We start from the raw sequence: 15,677 nt of genomic DNA, 5'->3' as shown, positions 1-15,677 counted from the left end.
GGCGGGCATGAGTGCTGTAGTGTAACGGCAGCGGCCACAAAAAAGGGCGGCCAAAGCCACCCTTTTTATACTTGCTGCGAAGGATTAATCGAGCGTTAACGTGGCCGACGCTGCGCGCCTCGTTCAGCCCTCGATTCAGGGCCTCAGTGCAGGCCCTGGATGTAGCTGGAAACCGCAGCGATGTCTTCGTCGCTCAGCTTGCGTGCGATGGTGCGCATGGTCATTGCGTCGCCGTCGTTGGCGCGACCGCCGTCTTCCTTGCGGAAATCGGTCAGTTGCTTGGCGATGTATTGAGCGTGCTGGCCACCCAAGTGTGGGAAGCCTGCGGCGGCATTGCCGGAGCCGTTCGGCGAGTGGCAGCCGGTGCAGGCTGGCAGACCTTTTTCCAGGTTGCCGCCACGGAACAGCGCTTCACCGCGAGCGACGATCTTCGGATCGGCGGCGCCGACGCTGCCTTTCTGGCTGGCGAAGTACGCGGCGATGTCGGCCAGATCCTGATCGTTCAGGTTGGTCAGCAGCCCGGTCATTTCCAGCACCACGCGCTTGCCCGACTTGATGTCGTGCAATTGCTTGTCGAGGTAGCGTTCACCTTGACCTGCCAGTTTCGGAAAGTTTGGCGCCATGCTGTTGCCGTCCGGGCCGTGACAGGCTCCGCACACGGCAGCTTTGGCCTGGCCTGCTGCGGCATCGCCGGCAGCATGGGCGACACCTGAAATTCCCACGGTCAACAGCAGACTCACGATCAATTTGTTCATCAGCTAATCCAACTACGGCTAAGGGTTAAGTTATGGACCGGGCTTACTCTCGCTCATCCACAGGATGATGGCCTGGTAATCCTCGGCACTGCAGTCCATGCACAAACCACGCGGCGGCATCGCCTTGAAACCCTGGGTCACGTGTTGCACCAGCGTCCCCATACCTTTCGCCAACCTCGGCGTCCAAGCTTCCTGATCGCCTCTTGCGGGCGCCATGGGTAGTTGGCCGGAATGACAGGCACCACAAACACGGTTGTACACAGCTTCCGGATCCTGTGTAGCCTGTGCGCTGTAAAGCGGCATCAAGACTCCGGCAGCCAGCAGCCATTTCGTCATAAAACGACCTTTTCAGGGTTGAGAGCGTTCTGCGTTCTAATGCGCAATCAAAGTCTGTCGCTCTCGTGAACTTCATCCTTCGCTGGGACAAAGCACACACAGAATCTGCGGCATTATATACTGGCGTCACTGAAACGGAAGCGACACCGCGTTCCGCGCCCAATCCCGGCGCCGCCCACATCGGAAATCCCATGCAACTCAAGAATCCCATCCTCGGCCTGTGCCAACAGTCCACGTTCATGCTCAGTGCCGCCAAAGTCGATCAATGCCCTGACGACGAAGGCTTCGAAGTGGCGTTTGCCGGTCGTTCCAACGCCGGCAAGTCCAGCGCGCTGAACACCCTGACCCACGCCAGCCTGGCGCGCACCTCGAAAACTCCGGGCCGCACACAGCTGTTGAACTTCTTCAAGCTAGACGAAGATCGCCGTCTGGTCGACCTGCCGGGCTACGGTTATGCAAAAGTACCGATCCCGCTCAAGCAACACTGGCAGCGCCACCTCGAGGCTTACCTCGGTGGTCGGGAGAGTCTGAAAGGTCTGATTCTGATGATGGACATCCGCCATCCGATGACCGACTTCGACCTGCTGATGCTCGACTGGGCCGTCGCTGCCGGGATGCCAATGCACATCCTGCTGACCAAGGCCGACAAGCTCACTTACGGCGCCGCCAAGAACACCCTGCTGAAAGTACAGTCGGAAATCCGCAAAGGCTGGGGCGACTCGATCACCATCCAGTTGTTCTCCGCACCAAAACGCATGGGCCTGGAAGAGGCCTACACTGTGCTGGCCGACTGGATGGAACTGGCAGACAAAGGCGCCGAGGCGGCAGCCGAGTAAGACAATTTCAAAACTGACTGTGGTGCTGTCAGGCAAGGCGAAAGCACCGCTAAAAAGCGGAGTTTAGGGTACCTAAATGAGCATTTTTAGCGGTGCTTTTAACGCAGCATGACGGCATCACAGCCAGTTTTGGGGCAAAAAAAGCCCCGGACTTCATTGGGGAGGGAGAAGTTCCGGGGTTCAAGTTCCGAACCGCTAGGGCGGGGTTCAGATATCTGCCAACACTTAACACAACATAGGAGCATCGAAGGGCTTCACCAGCCATTCAGTACCTCTGAGTGTTCGATCGACAGATTAGTTCAGATTTTTTTCAAAAAGCTTTGGAATAGCCTGAAGCGTTTTTCGATCTAAGCCGGATTCCCGGGAGTTGCCGCGACGGTAGGTCGCGGCAACTGTGCAACACTCAGTGCGCCTCATCCCAATTGTTGCCCACGCCAACTTCCACCAGCAGCGGCACATCCAGTTTCGCCGCTTCGCTCATGTGCAGGCGAATCTCAGCGCTGACCTGCTCGACCAGCTCCTCGCGAACTTCCAGCACCAGTTCATCGTGCACCTGCAGGATGACCCGGGCATCCAGCCCCGACGTTGCCAGCCAGTTATCCACAGCCACCATGGCTTTTTTGATGATATCCGCCGCCGTGCCCTGCATCGGTGCGTTGATCGCCGTGCGTTCTGCGGCGGCGCGCTCCTGTGGCTTGTTCGAGTTGATCTCCGGCAAATACAGGCGACGACCGAAGAAGGTTTCGACATAGCCCTGATCGGCTGCCTGCGCGCGGGTACGCTCCATGTATTCGCGCACGCCTGGATAACGGGCGAAGTAGGTGTCGATGTAGGCCTTGGCGGTCTTGGTGTCGACGCCAATGTCCTTGCCGAGCTTCTGCGCGCCCATGCCGTAGATCAGACCGAAGTTGATCGCCTTGGCGCTGCGGCGCTGGTCGGATGTCACTTGATCGAGCTCGACCTTGAACACTTCGGCAGCGGTCGCGGTGTGCACGTCGAGATTGTTGCGGAAGGCGTTCATCAGGCCTTCGTCGCGGGACAGGTGGGCCATGATCCGCAACTCGATTTGCGAATAGTCCGCCGCCAGCAGTTTGTAGCCTTTTGGCGCGACGAACGCCTGGCGAATACGCCGGCCTTCGGCAGTGCGCACCGGGATGTTCTGCAAGTTCGGATCACTGGATGACAAGCGCCCGGTCGAGGCCACGGCCTGATGATACGAAGTGTGGATGCGCCCGGTGCGCGGGTTGATCTGCTCCGGCAGGCGATCGGTGTAAGTGCTTTTCAGCTTGCTCATCGAACGGTGCTCCATCAGCACCTTCGGCAAGCGGTGATCGTCTTCGGCGAGTTTCGCCAGCACTTCTTCAGCGGTGGACGGCTGGCCCTTGGCGGTTTTCTTCAGCACCGGCAGGCCGAGCTTTTCATAAAGAATCACGCCCAGCTGCTTCGGCGAGCCGAGGTTGAATTCTTCCCCGGCGATTTCGAAGGCTTCACGCTCCAGCGCGACCATTTTGTTGCCCAGCTCAATGCTCTGAATGCCCAGCAACTCGGCATCGACGAACGCGCCCTGGCGTTCGATGCGCGCCAGCACCGGTACCAGCGGGATTTCGATGTCGGTCAGCACGCTGGCCAGACTCGGAATCGCGCTGAGCTTGTCGAACAGGGTCTGATGCAGGCGCAGGGTGATGTCGGCGTCTTCGGCGGCGTAGGGCCCGGCCTGTTCCAGAGCGATCTGGTCGAAGGTCAGTTGCTTGGCACCTTTGCCGGCGATGTCCTGGAAGCTCACCGTGGTGTGGTCGAGGTACTTTTGCGCGAGGCTGTCCATGTCGTGGCGGGTCGCGGTGGAGTTGAGCACGTAGGACTCGAGCATCGTGTCGAAGGCGATGCCGCGCACGCTGATGCCTTCACTCTGATCGCCGCCAATGGCGCAGTTGGCCAGAATGTTCATGTCGAACTTGGCGTGCTGGCCGACCTTGAGCTTGTTCGGGTCTTCCAGAATCGGCTTGAGTGCGCGCAGCACGGTGTCGCGATCCAACTGCTCCGGCACGCCGATGTAGGAATGGGTCAGCGGGATGTACGCGGCTTCGTTGGCCTGTACGGCGAACGACAGGCCAACCAGTTGCGCCTGCTGCGCGTCGATGCCGGTGGTCTCGGTGTCGAAGGCGATCAGCCTGGCGTTGCGCAGTTTTTCCAGCCAGACGTCGAAGCGGGCCTGATCGAGGATGGTTTCGTAGGCGGCCTCGACAGGAGCAACAGGTGCCTCGGCTTGCGGGGCGCTGAACAGATCGCCCGCCGGCGCAGGTTCGGCCGCCGCGCTCAGTTCCAGACGCTTGGCATCGCGATCCAGATCATTGAGCCAGCTCTTGAATTCCAGCAGGGTGTACAGCTCGTAGAGTTTGGCCGGATCCTCCTGGCCCATCTGCAGATCATCGAGGCCGATATCCAGTGGCACGTCGACCTTGATGGTCGCCAGTTGATAGGACAGGAAAGCCATCTCCCGGTGCTCTTCGAGCTTGGCCGGCAAGGTTTTTGCGCCACGGATCGGCAGGGTCGGCACGATGTCGAGGTTGGCGTACAGCTCGGTCAGACCGCCGTTGACGCCAACCAGCAGGCCGGACGCCGTCTTCGGGCCGATGCCCGGCACGCCCGGGATGTTGTCGGACGAATCGCCCATCAGCGCCAGATAATCGATGATCTGCTCCGGTGCGACGCCAAATTTCTCCTTAACGCCCTCCACATCCATCGAGCTACCGGACATGGTGTTGACCAAGGTAATGTGGCCATCGACCAGTTGCGCCATGTCCTTGTCACCGGTGGAGATGATCACCGGGCGATCCGCCGCTGCGCTACTGCGGGCGAGGGTGCCGATCACGTCGTCGGCCTCGACGCCGTCGACGCACAGGAGCGGGAAGCCGAGGGCGATCACGCTCTGGTGCAGCGGCTCGATCTGCACGCGCATGTCATCGGGCATGCTTGGCCGGTTGGCCTTGTATTCGGCGTACATCTCATCGCGAAATGTTCCGCCCTTGGCGTCGAACACCACGGCGAAGGGGCTGTCCGGGTACTGCTTGCGCAGACTCTTGAGCATGTTCAGCACGCCTTTGACCGCACCGGTCGGCAGGCCTTTGGACGTGGTCAGTGGTGGCAGTGCATGAAAGGCGCGGTACAGGTAAGACGAACCGTCCACCAGGACGAGGGGGGCTTGGCTCATGAGCAGGATCAACCTTTTCGGCGGGTCCGGGGCTAGAATAGCGGGACCGTTGACGACAAAGGGACAAGGTTATCATGCGTACGTTAAATCGCTTGCTGCTGGTCGGGTTGATCGCTGTCTCACCACTGGCCGCGATCGCGGCGGATGATGCGCCGGGCGGCGACCCCGAGGTCACCATCCGCACGGAGGGCGACAAGACCATTCAGGAGTACCGCCAGAACGGTTTCCTCTATGCGATCAAGGTCACGCCGAAGGGCGCGCCGCCGTACTTTCTGGTGCGCGCCGACGGGACGGATGCCAATTTCATCCGTTCGGATCAGCCGGATATGCTGATCCCGTCATGGAAGATCTTCGAATGGAAGTAGGTTTTTAATTCACTCGGCGCCGCCGTTGCGGCGCCCGTACTGGCAGTTAAGACATGTCTGTGTTCACTCCCCTGGCTCGGCCCGAGCTGGAAACCTTTCTCGCCCCTTACGGGCTCGGCCGCCTGCTTGATTTCCAGGGGATCGCCGCCGGCAGCGAAAACACCAATTTCTTCATCAGCCTGGAGCAGGGCGAGTTTGTCCTGACCCTGGTCGAGCGCGGCCCGGTGCAAGAGATGCCGTTCTTCATCGACCTGCTCGACGTGCTGCACGAAGCCGAACTGCCGGTGCCTTACGCCCTGCGCACCACCGACGGCTTGGCCCTGCGTGAGCTCAAAGGCAAACCGGCGCTGCTGCAACCGCGCCTGTCCGGCAAGCACATCAAAGTCGCCAACGCCCAGCATTGTGCCCAGGTCGGCGAGTTGCAGGCGCATCTGCACCTGGCGACCCAGGGCGAGCGCATGATCAAGCGCAAGACCGATCGTGGGCTGGACTGGATGCTGGAGGAGGGCACTGAATTTCTCTCGCACCTGAGCGATGAGCCGCGTGCCTTGCTGCAAAAGGCGCTGGATGAGATCACCGAGCGCAAAGACAAGATCCTCGCGCTGCCTCGGGCGAACATTCACGCCGACCTGTTCCGCGACAACGCCATGTTCGAAGGCACCCACCTGACCGGCCTGATCGACTTCTACAACGCCTGCTCGGGGCCGATGCTGTATGACGTGGCAATTGCCTTGAATGACTGGTGTTCGGACGAGGAGGGCGTGATCGATGGCCCGCGCGCCCGGGCATTCCTCGGTGCCTACGCGGCGTTGCGCCCGTTCACGGCGGCGGAGGCTGAGCTCTGGCCAACGATGTTGCGTGTGGCCTGTGTGCGGTTCTGGCTGTCACGCTTGATCGCCGCCGAGCAGTTCGCCGGGCAGGATGTGTTGATTCACGATCCGCAGGAATTCGAGCAGCGCCTGGCGCAGCGGCAGAAGGTCAATACACCGTTGCCCTTCGCCCTCTGAGTAGATTCGCCAAGCAAACATGAACCTGTGGGAGCGAGCCTGCTCGCGAAGGCGGCGGCCCGTTCAGCATTTTTGCTGACTGACCCACCGCTTTCGCGAGCAGGCTCGCTCCCACAGGGTTTGTGTTGTTACAGCGACTCCAGGCACCCGGCCAGATCATTGCCGAGTTTTTCCAGCACCTGCTCATATCCCTGAGCGGTCGCCGGCGTATAACCACCCAGCGCATCCAGCTCGGCCAGTTTCACTGGCAAACCGGCCACCAGCGTTTCCGCCAGACGTGGACGCAACGGTGGCTCGCTGAACACACAGGTCTTGCCCACTTCCTGCAGACGCTTGCGCATCGCCGCGACATGCTGGGCGCCGGGCTGTACTTCAGCGGCCACCGCGAACACGCCCGCGTGCTTCAGGCCGTAAGCGTCTTCGAAATAATCAAACGCCTCATGAAAGACGAAGTACGGCTTGCCTTCGACATTGGCCAAGCGCTTCTTCAAACGCTGATCCAGCGCATCCAGACGTGCATCGAAGGCTTTGGCATTGCTCTGATAACGCTGGGCATTGGCCGGGTCGGCGGCGCTGAGGTCGGCGGCCATTTTGTCGGCGATCACCCGCGCATTGACCGGTGACAGCCACAGGTGTGCATCCAGCGAGCCGGGGCGATGATCGTGATCATGCTCGTCGGCTTCTTCGGCATGGGAATGGTTGTCCGCGCCGAAATGCCTCAGCTTCAGGCCTGGCAGATCCTGCACCGCGACGCTCGGCAGGCTGCGACCGCCGAGTACGCGCGGCAGGAAACCTTCCATGTCCGGGCCGATCCAGTAGAGCAGATCGACCGACTGCACCTTCCGTACGTCGGACGGGCGCAGGGCGTAATTGTGCGGCGAGGCACCCGGTGGCAGCAGCACCTCGGGAATCGCCACGCCGTCCTGCACGGCAGCGGCAATCAACTGCAACGGTTTGATGCTGGTGAGCACTTTGACTTCGGCCTGAGCCGTACCGATCAGCAGAAAACTGGCAACGAAAGCCACAAAAACAGAAAAAAGTCGGGACACGATGACCACTCAAGGAAGCGAGAACGGGTAACATAATAACGTCTCCAGCAAATCTCGTCGCCGCTCATGCCTATTACACCGATTGCCAGCCGTCCCCACGACCACTCCCATTGCGTGCACAGCGCTTTGTCCGAGGCCGATACCTTATGCGCGCAGAAAGGTTTGCGTCTGACCGCCCTGCGCCGCCGCGTGCTGGAACTGGTCTGGCAGAGTCACAAGCCACTGGGTGCCTACGACATCCTTGCGGTGCTCAGCGAGCAGGACGGCCGCCGCGCCGCGCCGCCTACCGTGTACCGCGCACTGGATTTCCTGCTGGAAAACGGCCTGGTCCATCGCATCTCTTCGCTGAACGCCTTCGTCGGCTGTGTACACCCGGAACACGCGCATCAGGGCCAGTTCCTGATCTGCCGCGAGTGCCACGCCGCCATCGAACTTGAGCAAAAAGTGATCAGCGACGCGATCATCAGCAGCGCCAAAGACGTGGGTTTCATCGTCGAAGCGCAGACGGTCGAAGTGGTTGGCCTGTGCGCCGGTTGCCAGGGGGCCTGATGAGCAACGCGCTGATCCGTCTGGAGCAGGTCGCCGTCACGTTTGCCGGGCAGACCGTGCTGGACAACATCGAGCTGAGCGTCGAGCCGGGGCAGATCGTCACCCTGATCGGCCCCAACGGCGCCGGCAAGACCACGCTGGTGCGCGCCGTGCTCGGGCTGTTGAAGCCGAACAGTGGCAGCGTCTGGCGCAAACCGAAGCTGCGCGTCGGCTACATGCCGCAGAAACTGCATGTCGACCCGACCCTGCCGCTGTCAGTGCTGCGCTTCCTGCGCCTGGTGCCCGGCGTCGATCGTTCGCGTGCCTTGGCCGCGTTGAAGGAAGTTGGCGCCGAACACGTGATCGACGGCCCGGTGCAGAGCGTTTCCGGCGGCGAAATGCAGCGCGTGCTGCTGGCTCGGGCACTGCTGCGCGAGCCGGAACTGTTGGTGCTCGATGAGCCGGTGCAGGGCGTCGACGTGGCCGGGCAGGCCGAGCTGTACAGCCTGATCACCCGGCTGCGCGACCGCCACGGTTGCGGCGTGCTGATGGTGTCCCACGATTTGCATCTGGTGATGAGCACCACCGATCAGGTGGTCTGCCTCAACCGCCACGTCTGCTGCTCCGGGCACCCCGAGCAGGTCAGCGGCGATCCGGCATTCGTCGAGCTGTTCGGCAAGAACGCGCCGAGTCTGGCGATCTATCACCACCATCACGACCACGCCCACGACCTGCACGGTTCGGTGGTCAAGGGCCCGCTCGGCGGGCAACCTCATGTTCATGGAGACGGCTGCAAGCATGGCTGATTTTCTTTTGTATGCCCTGCTTGCAGGTCTGGCCCTGGCGCTGGTGGCCGGGCCGCTCGGCTCGTTTGTGGTGTGGCGGCGCATGGCCTATTTCGGCGATACCCTGTCCCACGCCGCACTGCTCGGCGTGGCGCTGGGCTTTTTGCTGGACGTCAGCCCGACGGTGGCGGTGACGGTCGGTTGCCTGCTGCTGGCGGTGCTCTTGGTGACGCTGCAACAGCGTCAGCCGCTGGCGTCCGACACGCTGTTGGGAATTCTTGCCCCGAGCACGCTCTCTCTCGGCCTGGTGGTACTAAGCTTCATGCATGAAGTGCGGATCGACCTGATGGCCTATCTGTTTGGCGACTTGCTGGCGATCAGTCCGAGCGACCTGGCGTGGATTCTCGGCGGCACTGCGGCGGTGCTGGTGTTGCTGGTGACGCTGTGGCGACCGCTGCTGGCGGTCACCGTGCACGAAGAACTGGCGCGGGTCGAAGGCCTGCCGGTTGCGGGTTTGCGCTTGGCGCTGATGCTGTTGATCGCGGTGGTGATCGCCGTGGCGATGAAAATCGTCGGGGTGCTGCTGATCACTTCGCTGCTGATCATCCCGGCGGCTGCGGCACAGCGTCACGCCCGTTCGCCGGAGCAGATGGCGCTGGGGGCGAGCCTGCTGGGCATGCTCGCGGTGTGCGGCGGGCTGGCGTTGTCGTGGTTCAAGGACACCCCGGCGGGGCCGTCGATCGTGGTGACGGCAGCCGCGCTGTTTCTGTTGAGTTTTGTTCTGCCCCGTCGTGGGGTGTAGACTTGGCCGCTTTTTGCGCAATTAGAGAGTCGCAGGAATGAAGCCGTTCGCCTCCCGTTATCTGCTCCTTGTCGCATTTTCAGTGCTGCTGGGCGCCTGCCAAAGCACGCCGCCGGTGGCTGAAGTCCCGGATGCGCGGGCTACGGCCATCGCGCAGCTGGAGCAAAGCCTGGCCAGCAGCGAACTGGCCACCGCCGAAGACCAGTTGGCCGCGTTGCAGGCCGCAACCCCCAACGATCAATCCCTTGAGCAATACCAGCGGCAGCTGGCCGAGGCGTACCTGCGCCGCAGCCAGATCGTCCTGCAGAAAGGTGATGTCAACGCTGCCGCCACCGCGCTCAGCCGCGCCCGTGCTCTGATGCCCAAGGCGCCAGCGCTGACCGGCGGCGTCAACGGCGCGATCACCGAAGCGCGCAAGGCCGAGCTGGAAAAGGCTGAGGCCGCGCTGCTGGCTGCCGAAGCCAGGCCGAAAGCCAAGGTCATCGACCCGACCGCCGAGAGCACCACAGTTGCGTTGAACATCGGTGATATTCACAAGCTGCAACGACAACTCGATGCGATCGCCGCCGATGTGGTGAATTACGAATGCGCCGTCAGCATCCAGGCGCCGCGCACCGCGGATTATCCGTGGCTGGCGACGTTGCTGAGCAAGCGAGTCAAGAAGCTCGATCCTGATTTTGATTTGCAGATCGAGAAGCAGATCTTGCGCACAGTGCCGGCGCAGATGGTTTTAAGCCCGCGCAAGCCATAAAAAGATCGTAGCCTCCGGCAGCTCCTACATGGGATTGAGTACATCCTGTAGGAGCTGCCGAAGGCTGCGATCTTTTGCTTTTACGCTGGAATCGCCTTGGCCTTAGGCTCCCGCGCCCAGACCCGATGCTCGCCAATCGCGGCGAAGAACGGCTTGGTCAACGCCCCCACATCCGCGCCCTGCAACAGCCCCGCATCCGCGTCGAGCTTCAGCAAGTCCTGCAACTGCTTGGCCTCGCCGTGCAGCGCGATCGCCTTCAGGTGCTTGTAGGCCTCCAGCAGAAAATGCAGCGCCACGCCGTCGCCGCTCAACGCGGTAATCGACGCCGCGCCACCCGGTACGAACACCGCATCGAACGCAATTGAAGGCATGCCTTCCATCGACGCATCCACCGGCAATGCCTTGCCGTCAGCGGTCTTGACTGGCGCCGAGGTCGGGCCGAGCAGTTTCGCGTGGGCGCCCTCGGCTTCCAGCGCTTTTTTCATCGCATCGATGGCCGCAGCATCAACACCATTGGCAGCAAGGATTGCCACTTTGCGCGTTTTGATATTGCCTGGTAGCAGGTTGGCCTGGCTCAGCGCTGGCGATTGCTCCAGCGAGGTCTTGCGCACTTCGACCGTGCCTTTGGCTGGCGCCGGCAAACCGAGGTTTTCAGCCACGCGTTTGGCCAGGGTCAGGTCGATATTGGCGAGGATCTCGTTCACTTCACGGGCACGGATGAACTCACGTTCGACCTTGCCCAGCTCGAAGCTGTAGGCAGCGATGATGTGCTCTTTCTCGTGGTCGCTCATGCTGTTGAAGAACAAGCGGGCCTGAGAGAAGTGATCGCTGAACGACTCGCTGCGTTGACGGATCTTCGCTGCGTCGATGCGCTCCGGGTAGCTCTCGAAACCACCGTCCTGTGCCGCTGGCGGGGTTTCTTTTGGCCAGCCGCCGTCGATCGAGTTCGGCTCGTACGAGGCACGACCCTTATCGATGGTGGTGCGGTGCTGCGCGTCACGCTGGCCGTTGTGGAACGGCGCCACCGGACGGTTGATCGGCAGCTCATGGAAGTTCGGCCCGCCGAGTCGGCTGATCTGCGTGTCGGTGTAGGAGAACAGTCGACCTTGCAGCAGCGGGTCGTTGGAGAAATCGATTCCCGGCACGATGTGGCCAGGGCAGAAGGCGACCTGCTCGGTTTCGGCGAAGAAGTTGTCCGGGTTGCGGTTCAGGGTCATTTTGCCCAGCGGCGTAATCGGGACGATTTCTTCGGGGATGATCTTGGTCGGGTCGAGGATGTCGAAGTCAAAATCGTGTTCGTTCTCTTCTTCGACGATCTGTACGCCCAGTTCCCACTCCGGGTAGTCGCCCATCTCGATCGCTTCCCACAGGTCGCGACGGTGGTAGTCGGTGTCTTTACCGGCGAGCTTCTGCGCCTCGTCCCACACCAGCGAGCAAGTGCCGGCGGTAGGGCGCCAGTGGAATTTGACGAAGCGTGATTTGCCCTCGGCGTTGATCAGGCGGAAGGTGTGTACGCCAAAGCCCTGCATGCTGCGCAGGCTTTTCGGGATCGCCCGGTCGGACATCGCCCAGATGACCATGTGCGCCGATTCCGGCACCAGCGAGACGAAGTCCCAGAACGTGTCGTGAGCCGAGCCGCCGGTCGGGATTTCGTTGTGCGGCTCGGGTTTCACCGCGTGGACGAAGTCCGGGAACTTGATCGCGTCCTGAATGAAGAACACCGGCATGTTGTTGCCGACCAGGTCGAAGTTACCCTCGTCGGTAAAGAATTTCACCGCAAAGCCACGCACGTCACGCACGGTATCGCCGGAACCACGTGGCCCCTGCACCGTGGAAAAGCGCACGAACACTGGCGTCTTCTTGCCCGGATCCTGTAGGAAACCGGCCTTGGTCAGCGCTGCATGGTTCTCGTAGGTCTGAAAGAAACCGTGCGCGCCGGTGCCGCGCGCATGGACAATGCGCTCCGGAATCCGCTCATGGTCAAAGTGCGTGATTTTTTCACGCATGATGAAGTCTTCCAGCAGCGACGGCCCGCGCGGCCCGGCTTTGAGGGTGTTCTGGTTGTCGGCGATCTTCACGCCCTGATTGGTGCGCAGTGCCTGACCGGTGGCGTCCGAACGGAATTCTTCCAGGCTGTCGAGCTTGGCGTTGGTGTTGGCGCGATCCGGGGTGTCGGTTCCGGCCATCTCGCTTTTATCAGGTGCAGGCTTTTTGATGCTCATCAGACGTAAACTCCTCGTTTGGCCCCGGATGCCTTCCGCAGACCCTTGAGTGATTCCCGGGCACGGCACCCAGGGGTTTCAAGTCGCTTAAGTAGTGACTGATGAGCGTTTCAGCCGTTCCGTTTATCTGACCTTTGATCGCGTTATTGCCAAATCGAAGGTTAATTGCGAAATAAATGCTAAGAACCTCTATACGGACAGGCTAAAATGCGCGCCCGGCTAACCGCTGATCCTTTTCCAACGCGCCCCACAAGGTTCGCTACGTGATCGAGTTTCAAAACGTCCACAAGACTTACCGCGTCGCCGGTAAGGATATTCCCGCGCTGCACCCGACCAGTCTCGCCATCGAGAACGGCCAGGTGTTCGGCCTGATTGGCCATTCCGGTGCGGGCAAAAGTACCCTGCTGCGTCTGATCAATCGCCTGGAAGACTCCAGTGGCGGCAAGATCATCGTCGACGGCGAAGAAGTCACCGCACTGGATGCCAACGGCCTGCGCCGTTTCCGCCAGCAGGTCGGGATGATCTTCCAGCACTTCAACCTGCTCGCCTCCAAGACCGTCGCCGACAACGTGGCCTTGCCGCTGACATTGGCCGGTGAGCTTTCGAGCAGTGAAATCAATCAACGGGTGGCCGAGCTGCTGGCGCGGGTCGGTCTGTCCGACCACGCGAAAAAGTACCCGGCTCAATTGTCCGGCGGTCAGAAGCAACGCGTCGGCATTGCCCGTGCGCTGGCGACCAAGCCGAAGATTCTGCTGTGCGACGAGGCCACCAGTGCCCTCGACCCGCAGACCACCGCATCGGTTCTGCAACTGCTGGCGGAAATCAATCGCGAACTGAAACTGACCATCGTCCTGATCACCCACGAGATGGACGTGATCCGGCGCGTCTGCGATCAGGTCGCGGTGATGGACGCCGGCGTGATCGTCGAGCAGGGTCCGGTGGCCGATGTGTTCCTGCATCCGCAGCACCCGACCACCAAGCGTTTCGTCCAGGAAAGCGAGCAGATCGACGAGAGCGAACAGCGTGACGATTTCGCCCACGTGCCGGGGCGTATCGTGCGTCTGACCTTCCAGGGCGAAGCGACCTACGCGCCGTTGCTCGGCACCGTCGCCCGGGAAACCGGCGTCGACTACAGCATCCTCGCCGGTCGCATCGACCGCATCAAAGACATTCCGTACGGGCAACTGACCCTCGCTGTCACCGGTGGCGACATGGAGGCGGCGTTTGCCCGCTTCACCGCCGCTGACGTTCACATGGAGGTGTTGCGCTAATGGCCGACCTGATGAGTTTCTTCGCCAATATCGACTGGTACGAAATCTGGCTGGCCACCGGCGACACCATGCTGATGCTCGGCGGTTCGCTGCTGTTCACCGTGCTGCTCGGCCTGCCGCTGGGCGTGCTGCTGTTTCTCTGCAGCCCACGTCAGTTGCTGGAGAACCGTGGCCTCTACGCCGTGCTGTCGCTGGTGGTGAACATCTTGCGTTCGCTGCCGTTCATCATTCTGCTGATCGTGATGATTCCGTTCACCGTGCTGATCACCGGCACCTCGCTGGGCGTGGCCGGGGCGATCCCGCCGCTGGTGGTTGGTGCTACGCCGTTCTTCGCGCGTCTGGTGGAAACCGCGCTGCGCGAAGTCGATCGCGGCATCATCGAAGCGACCCAGTCGATGGGCGCGACCACGCGGCAGATCATCATGAACGCCTTGCTGCCGGAAGCCCGTCCGGGCATCTTCGCAGCGATTACGGTGACAGCGATTACACTGGTGTCCTACACGGCGATGGCCGGTGTGGTCGGCGCCGGTGGTCTGGGCGACCTGGCGATCCGTTTCGGCTACCAGCGTTTCCAGACTGACGTGATGATCGTCACCGTGGTGCTGCTGTTGATTCTGGTGCAAGTGCTGCAAATGGTTGGCGACCGTCTGGTCGTGCATTTCTCGCGCAAATAAGCGGTTTTTTAATCAAGAGGCGCGGGCCATTCGCTGGCGGGCGCCCTCACAAGGAGTCAGCTGAATGAAAAAACTGATCGCTGCTTTCGCCGCTGTTGCGGCGTTTTCCGCCCACGCCGAGACCCTGACCGTTGCCGCCACCCCGGTGCCGCATGCGGAAATCCTCGAATTCGTCAAACCGGCCCTGGCCAAGGAAGGCGTGGATCTGAAGGTCAAGGTCTTCACCGATTACATTCAGCCGAACGTACAGGTCGCGGAAAAGCGTCTGGACGCCAACTTCTTCCAGCACCAGCCGTACCTCGATGAGTTCAACAAGGCCAAGGGCACCAGCCTCGTCGCCGTGACCGGCGTGCACCTGGAGCCGCTGGGTGCTTATTCGAGCAAGCTCAAGGATCTGAAGGACCTGCCCGGTGGTGCCAACGTGGTGATCCCGAACGACGCCACCAACGGCGGCCGTGCGCTGTTGCTGCTGGACAAGGCTGGCGTGATCAAGCTCAAGGATTCGAAAAACATCCTGTCGACCGTCAAAGACATCGCCGAGAATCCGAAAGACCTGAAGATCCGTGAACTGGAAGCCGCGACCATCCCGCGCGTGCTGACCCAGGTTGATCTGGCGCTGATCAACACCAACTACGCGCTGGAAGCCAAGCTCGATCCGTCCAAGGATGCGCTGGTGATCGAAGGCAACGACTCGCCATACGTGAACATCCTCGTGTCCCGCGCGGACAACAAGGAAAGCGACGCGATGAAGAAACTGGCTGCTGCGCTGCACAGCCCGGAAGTGAAGCAGTTCATTACCGAGAAGTACAAAGGCGCGGTATTGCCGGCGTTCTGATTTGGATGGCTGCAATGAAAAAGGGGACGCCAATGGCGTCCCCTTTTTTGTGTCTGGTGTCTGGCTTTGGACCTGCTTTGAAGCTGCCCCTCACCCCAGCCCTCTCCCGAGGGAGAGGGGGCCGACCTTCAAGCTTTTCGAGCCTGAGTTCGACTCACAATTGCAGGTCGGCGCAATTCGAATAAACACCTCGGTCAGTCCCCTCTCCCTCTGGGAGAGGGTTAGGGTGAGGGGCTTTTTAGCTTTTGAACTG

General features: G+C 61.2%; 15 protein-coding genes. 10 read left to right on the top strand and 5 right to left on the bottom strand.

Features of this window, described 5'->3' with window-relative positions; all coding sequences use genetic code 11:
* Positions 1-143: 143 nt before the first annotated feature.
* Positions 144-755, bottom strand: coding sequence for a c-type cytochrome (locus D8U70_RS03800; RefSeq protein WP_016772348.1), 612 nt, complete (start codon positions 753-755; stop codon positions 144-146).
* Positions 756-785: 30 nt separating this feature from the next.
* On the bottom strand, positions 786-1,091 hold the full coding sequence (locus tag D8U70_RS03795) for a c-type cytochrome (RefSeq protein WP_016772347.1): 306 nt from the start codon (positions 1,089-1,091) through the stop codon (positions 786-788).
* A gap of 191 nt (positions 1,092-1,282) precedes the next feature.
* On the opposite strand from D8U70_RS03795, the gene yihA reads away from it, so the two are divergent.
* Positions 1,283-1,927: a ribosome biogenesis GTP-binding protein YihA/YsxC gene (yihA, locus tag D8U70_RS03790; RefSeq protein ID WP_122506339.1), complete on the top strand. Its 645-nt coding sequence runs from the start codon at positions 1,283-1,285 to the stop codon at positions 1,925-1,927.
* Between the two features lie 403 nt (positions 1,928-2,330).
* Here yihA and polA read toward each other — a convergent pair whose 3' ends face one another.
* A complete protein-coding gene (polA, locus tag D8U70_RS03785; protein ID WP_130928314.1) occupies positions 2,331-5,135 on the bottom strand; it encodes a DNA polymerase I in 2,805 nt (934 codons plus the stop codon).
* Between the two features lie 74 nt (positions 5,136-5,209).
* Between polA and D8U70_RS03780 the strand changes: the two genes are divergently transcribed.
* Positions 5,210-5,500: a DUF2782 domain-containing protein gene (locus D8U70_RS03780; protein WP_041476480.1), complete on the top strand. Its 291-nt coding sequence runs from the start codon at positions 5,210-5,212 to the stop codon at positions 5,498-5,500.
* Between the two features lie 53 nt (positions 5,501-5,553).
* Positions 5,554-6,507, top strand: coding sequence for a homoserine kinase (locus D8U70_RS03775; protein WP_110644676.1), 954 nt, complete (start codon positions 5,554-5,556; stop codon positions 6,505-6,507).
* A gap of 128 nt (positions 6,508-6,635) precedes the next feature.
* Here D8U70_RS03775 and D8U70_RS03765 read toward each other — a convergent pair whose 3' ends face one another.
* Positions 6,636-7,556 (bottom strand): zinc ABC transporter substrate-binding protein ZnuA, encoded by a 921-nt coding sequence (locus D8U70_RS03765; RefSeq protein ID WP_081489867.1) that lies wholly within the window; start codon positions 7,554-7,556, stop codon positions 6,636-6,638.
* Between the two features lie 66 nt (positions 7,557-7,622).
* Between D8U70_RS03765 and D8U70_RS03760 the strand changes: the two genes are divergently transcribed.
* From D8U70_RS03760 to D8U70_RS03745, 4 genes are read left to right on the top strand one after another with little or no spacing between them, the layout of a single operon-like run.
* On the top strand, positions 7,623-8,105 hold the full coding sequence (locus D8U70_RS03760) for a Fur family transcriptional regulator (protein WP_024014990.1): 483 nt from the start codon (positions 7,623-7,625) through the stop codon (positions 8,103-8,105).
* Positions 8,105-8,890 carry a zinc ABC transporter ATP-binding protein ZnuC gene (gene znuC / locus D8U70_RS03755; RefSeq protein ID WP_130928312.1) on the top strand — a complete coding sequence of 262 codons (786 nt, stop codon included), beginning with the start codon at positions 8,105-8,107 and terminating at the stop codon, positions 8,888-8,890. Before D8U70_RS03760 ends, znuC begins: the two co-directional genes overlap by 1 nt.
* Positions 8,883-9,671 carry a zinc ABC transporter permease subunit ZnuB gene (gene znuB, locus D8U70_RS03750; protein ID WP_016772340.1) on the top strand — a complete coding sequence of 263 codons (789 nt, stop codon included), beginning with the start codon at positions 8,883-8,885 and terminating at the stop codon, positions 9,669-9,671. The genes znuC and znuB overlap by 8 nt, the downstream gene beginning before the upstream one ends.
* 37 nt (positions 9,672-9,708) lie before the next feature.
* On the top strand, positions 9,709-10,422 hold the full coding sequence (locus D8U70_RS03745; protein WP_016772339.1) for a PA5502 family lipoprotein: 714 nt from the start codon (positions 9,709-9,711) through the stop codon (positions 10,420-10,422).
* 80 nt (positions 10,423-10,502) lie between these two features.
* Here D8U70_RS03745 and katE read toward each other — a convergent pair whose 3' ends face one another.
* On the bottom strand, positions 10,503-12,644 hold the full coding sequence (gene katE / locus D8U70_RS03740; protein ID WP_130928311.1) for a catalase HPII: 2,142 nt from the start codon (positions 12,642-12,644) through the stop codon (positions 10,503-10,505).
* Between the two features lie 263 nt (positions 12,645-12,907).
* Between katE and D8U70_RS03735 the strand changes: the two genes are divergently transcribed.
* The 3 genes from D8U70_RS03735 to D8U70_RS03725 all read left to right on the top strand — a co-directional run bounded on the left by D8U70_RS03735 (position 12,908) and on the right by D8U70_RS03725 (position 15,424).
* Positions 12,908-13,915, top strand: a complete 1,008-nt coding sequence (locus tag D8U70_RS03735) for a methionine ABC transporter ATP-binding protein (RefSeq protein ID WP_016772338.1) — start codon at positions 12,908-12,910, stop codon at positions 13,913-13,915.
* Positions 13,915-14,589 carry a methionine ABC transporter permease gene (locus D8U70_RS03730; protein ID WP_016772337.1) on the top strand — a complete coding sequence of 225 codons (675 nt, stop codon included), beginning with the start codon at positions 13,915-13,917 and terminating at the stop codon, positions 14,587-14,589. Before D8U70_RS03735 ends, D8U70_RS03730 begins: the two co-directional genes overlap by 1 nt.
* A 64-nt stretch (positions 14,590-14,653) precedes the next feature.
* Complete coding sequence (locus tag D8U70_RS03725; RefSeq protein WP_122705392.1) at positions 14,654-15,424, top strand: MetQ/NlpA family ABC transporter substrate-binding protein; 771 nt, start codon at positions 14,654-14,656, stop codon at positions 15,422-15,424.
* The last annotated feature ends 253 nt before the right edge of the window (positions 15,425-15,677 follow it).

The sequence above is a fragment of the Pseudomonas sp. Sample_20 genome, assembly GCF_004307585.1.
Classification (GTDB): Bacteria; Pseudomonadota; Gammaproteobacteria; order Pseudomonadales; family Pseudomonadaceae; genus Aquipseudomonas; species Aquipseudomonas atacamensis.
The sequence above is the reverse complement of the archived record's forward strand: the minus strand, read 5'-3'. Positions and strand labels throughout refer to the sequence as shown.

Coding starts and splice junctions, on each gene's coding strand:
- D8U70_RS03800 (WP_016772348.1), bottom strand. CDS start 755: ATGAACAAATTGATCGTGAGTCTGCTGTTGACCGTGGGAATTTCAGGT.
- D8U70_RS03795 (WP_016772347.1), bottom strand. CDS start 1,091: ATGACGAAATGGCTGCTGGCTGCCGGAGTCTTGATGCCGCTTTACAGC.
- yihA (WP_122506339.1), top strand. CDS start 1,283: ATGCAACTCAAGAATCCCATCCTCGGCCTGTGCCAACAGTCCACGTTC.
- polA (WP_130928314.1), bottom strand. CDS start 5,135: ATGAGCCAAGCCCCCCTCGTCCTGGTGGACGGTTCGTCTTACCTGTAC.
- D8U70_RS03780 (WP_041476480.1), top strand. CDS start 5,210: ATGCGTACGTTAAATCGCTTGCTGCTGGTCGGGTTGATCGCTGTCTCA.
- D8U70_RS03775 (WP_110644676.1), top strand. CDS start 5,554: ATGTCTGTGTTCACTCCCCTGGCTCGGCCCGAGCTGGAAACCTTTCTC.
- D8U70_RS03760 (WP_024014990.1), top strand. CDS start 7,623: ATGCCTATTACACCGATTGCCAGCCGTCCCCACGACCACTCCCATTGC.
- znuC (WP_130928312.1), top strand. CDS start 8,105: ATGAGCAACGCGCTGATCCGTCTGGAGCAGGTCGCCGTCACGTTTGCC.
- znuB (WP_016772340.1), top strand. CDS start 8,883: ATGGCTGATTTTCTTTTGTATGCCCTGCTTGCAGGTCTGGCCCTGGCG.
- D8U70_RS03745 (WP_016772339.1), top strand. CDS start 9,709: ATGAAGCCGTTCGCCTCCCGTTATCTGCTCCTTGTCGCATTTTCAGTG.
- katE (WP_130928311.1), bottom strand. CDS start 12,644: ATGAGCATCAAAAAGCCTGCACCTGATAAAAGCGAGATGGCCGGAACC.
- D8U70_RS03730 (WP_016772337.1), top strand. CDS start 13,915: ATGGCCGACCTGATGAGTTTCTTCGCCAATATCGACTGGTACGAAATC.
- D8U70_RS03725 (WP_122705392.1), top strand. CDS start 14,654: ATGAAAAAACTGATCGCTGCTTTCGCCGCTGTTGCGGCGTTTTCCGCC.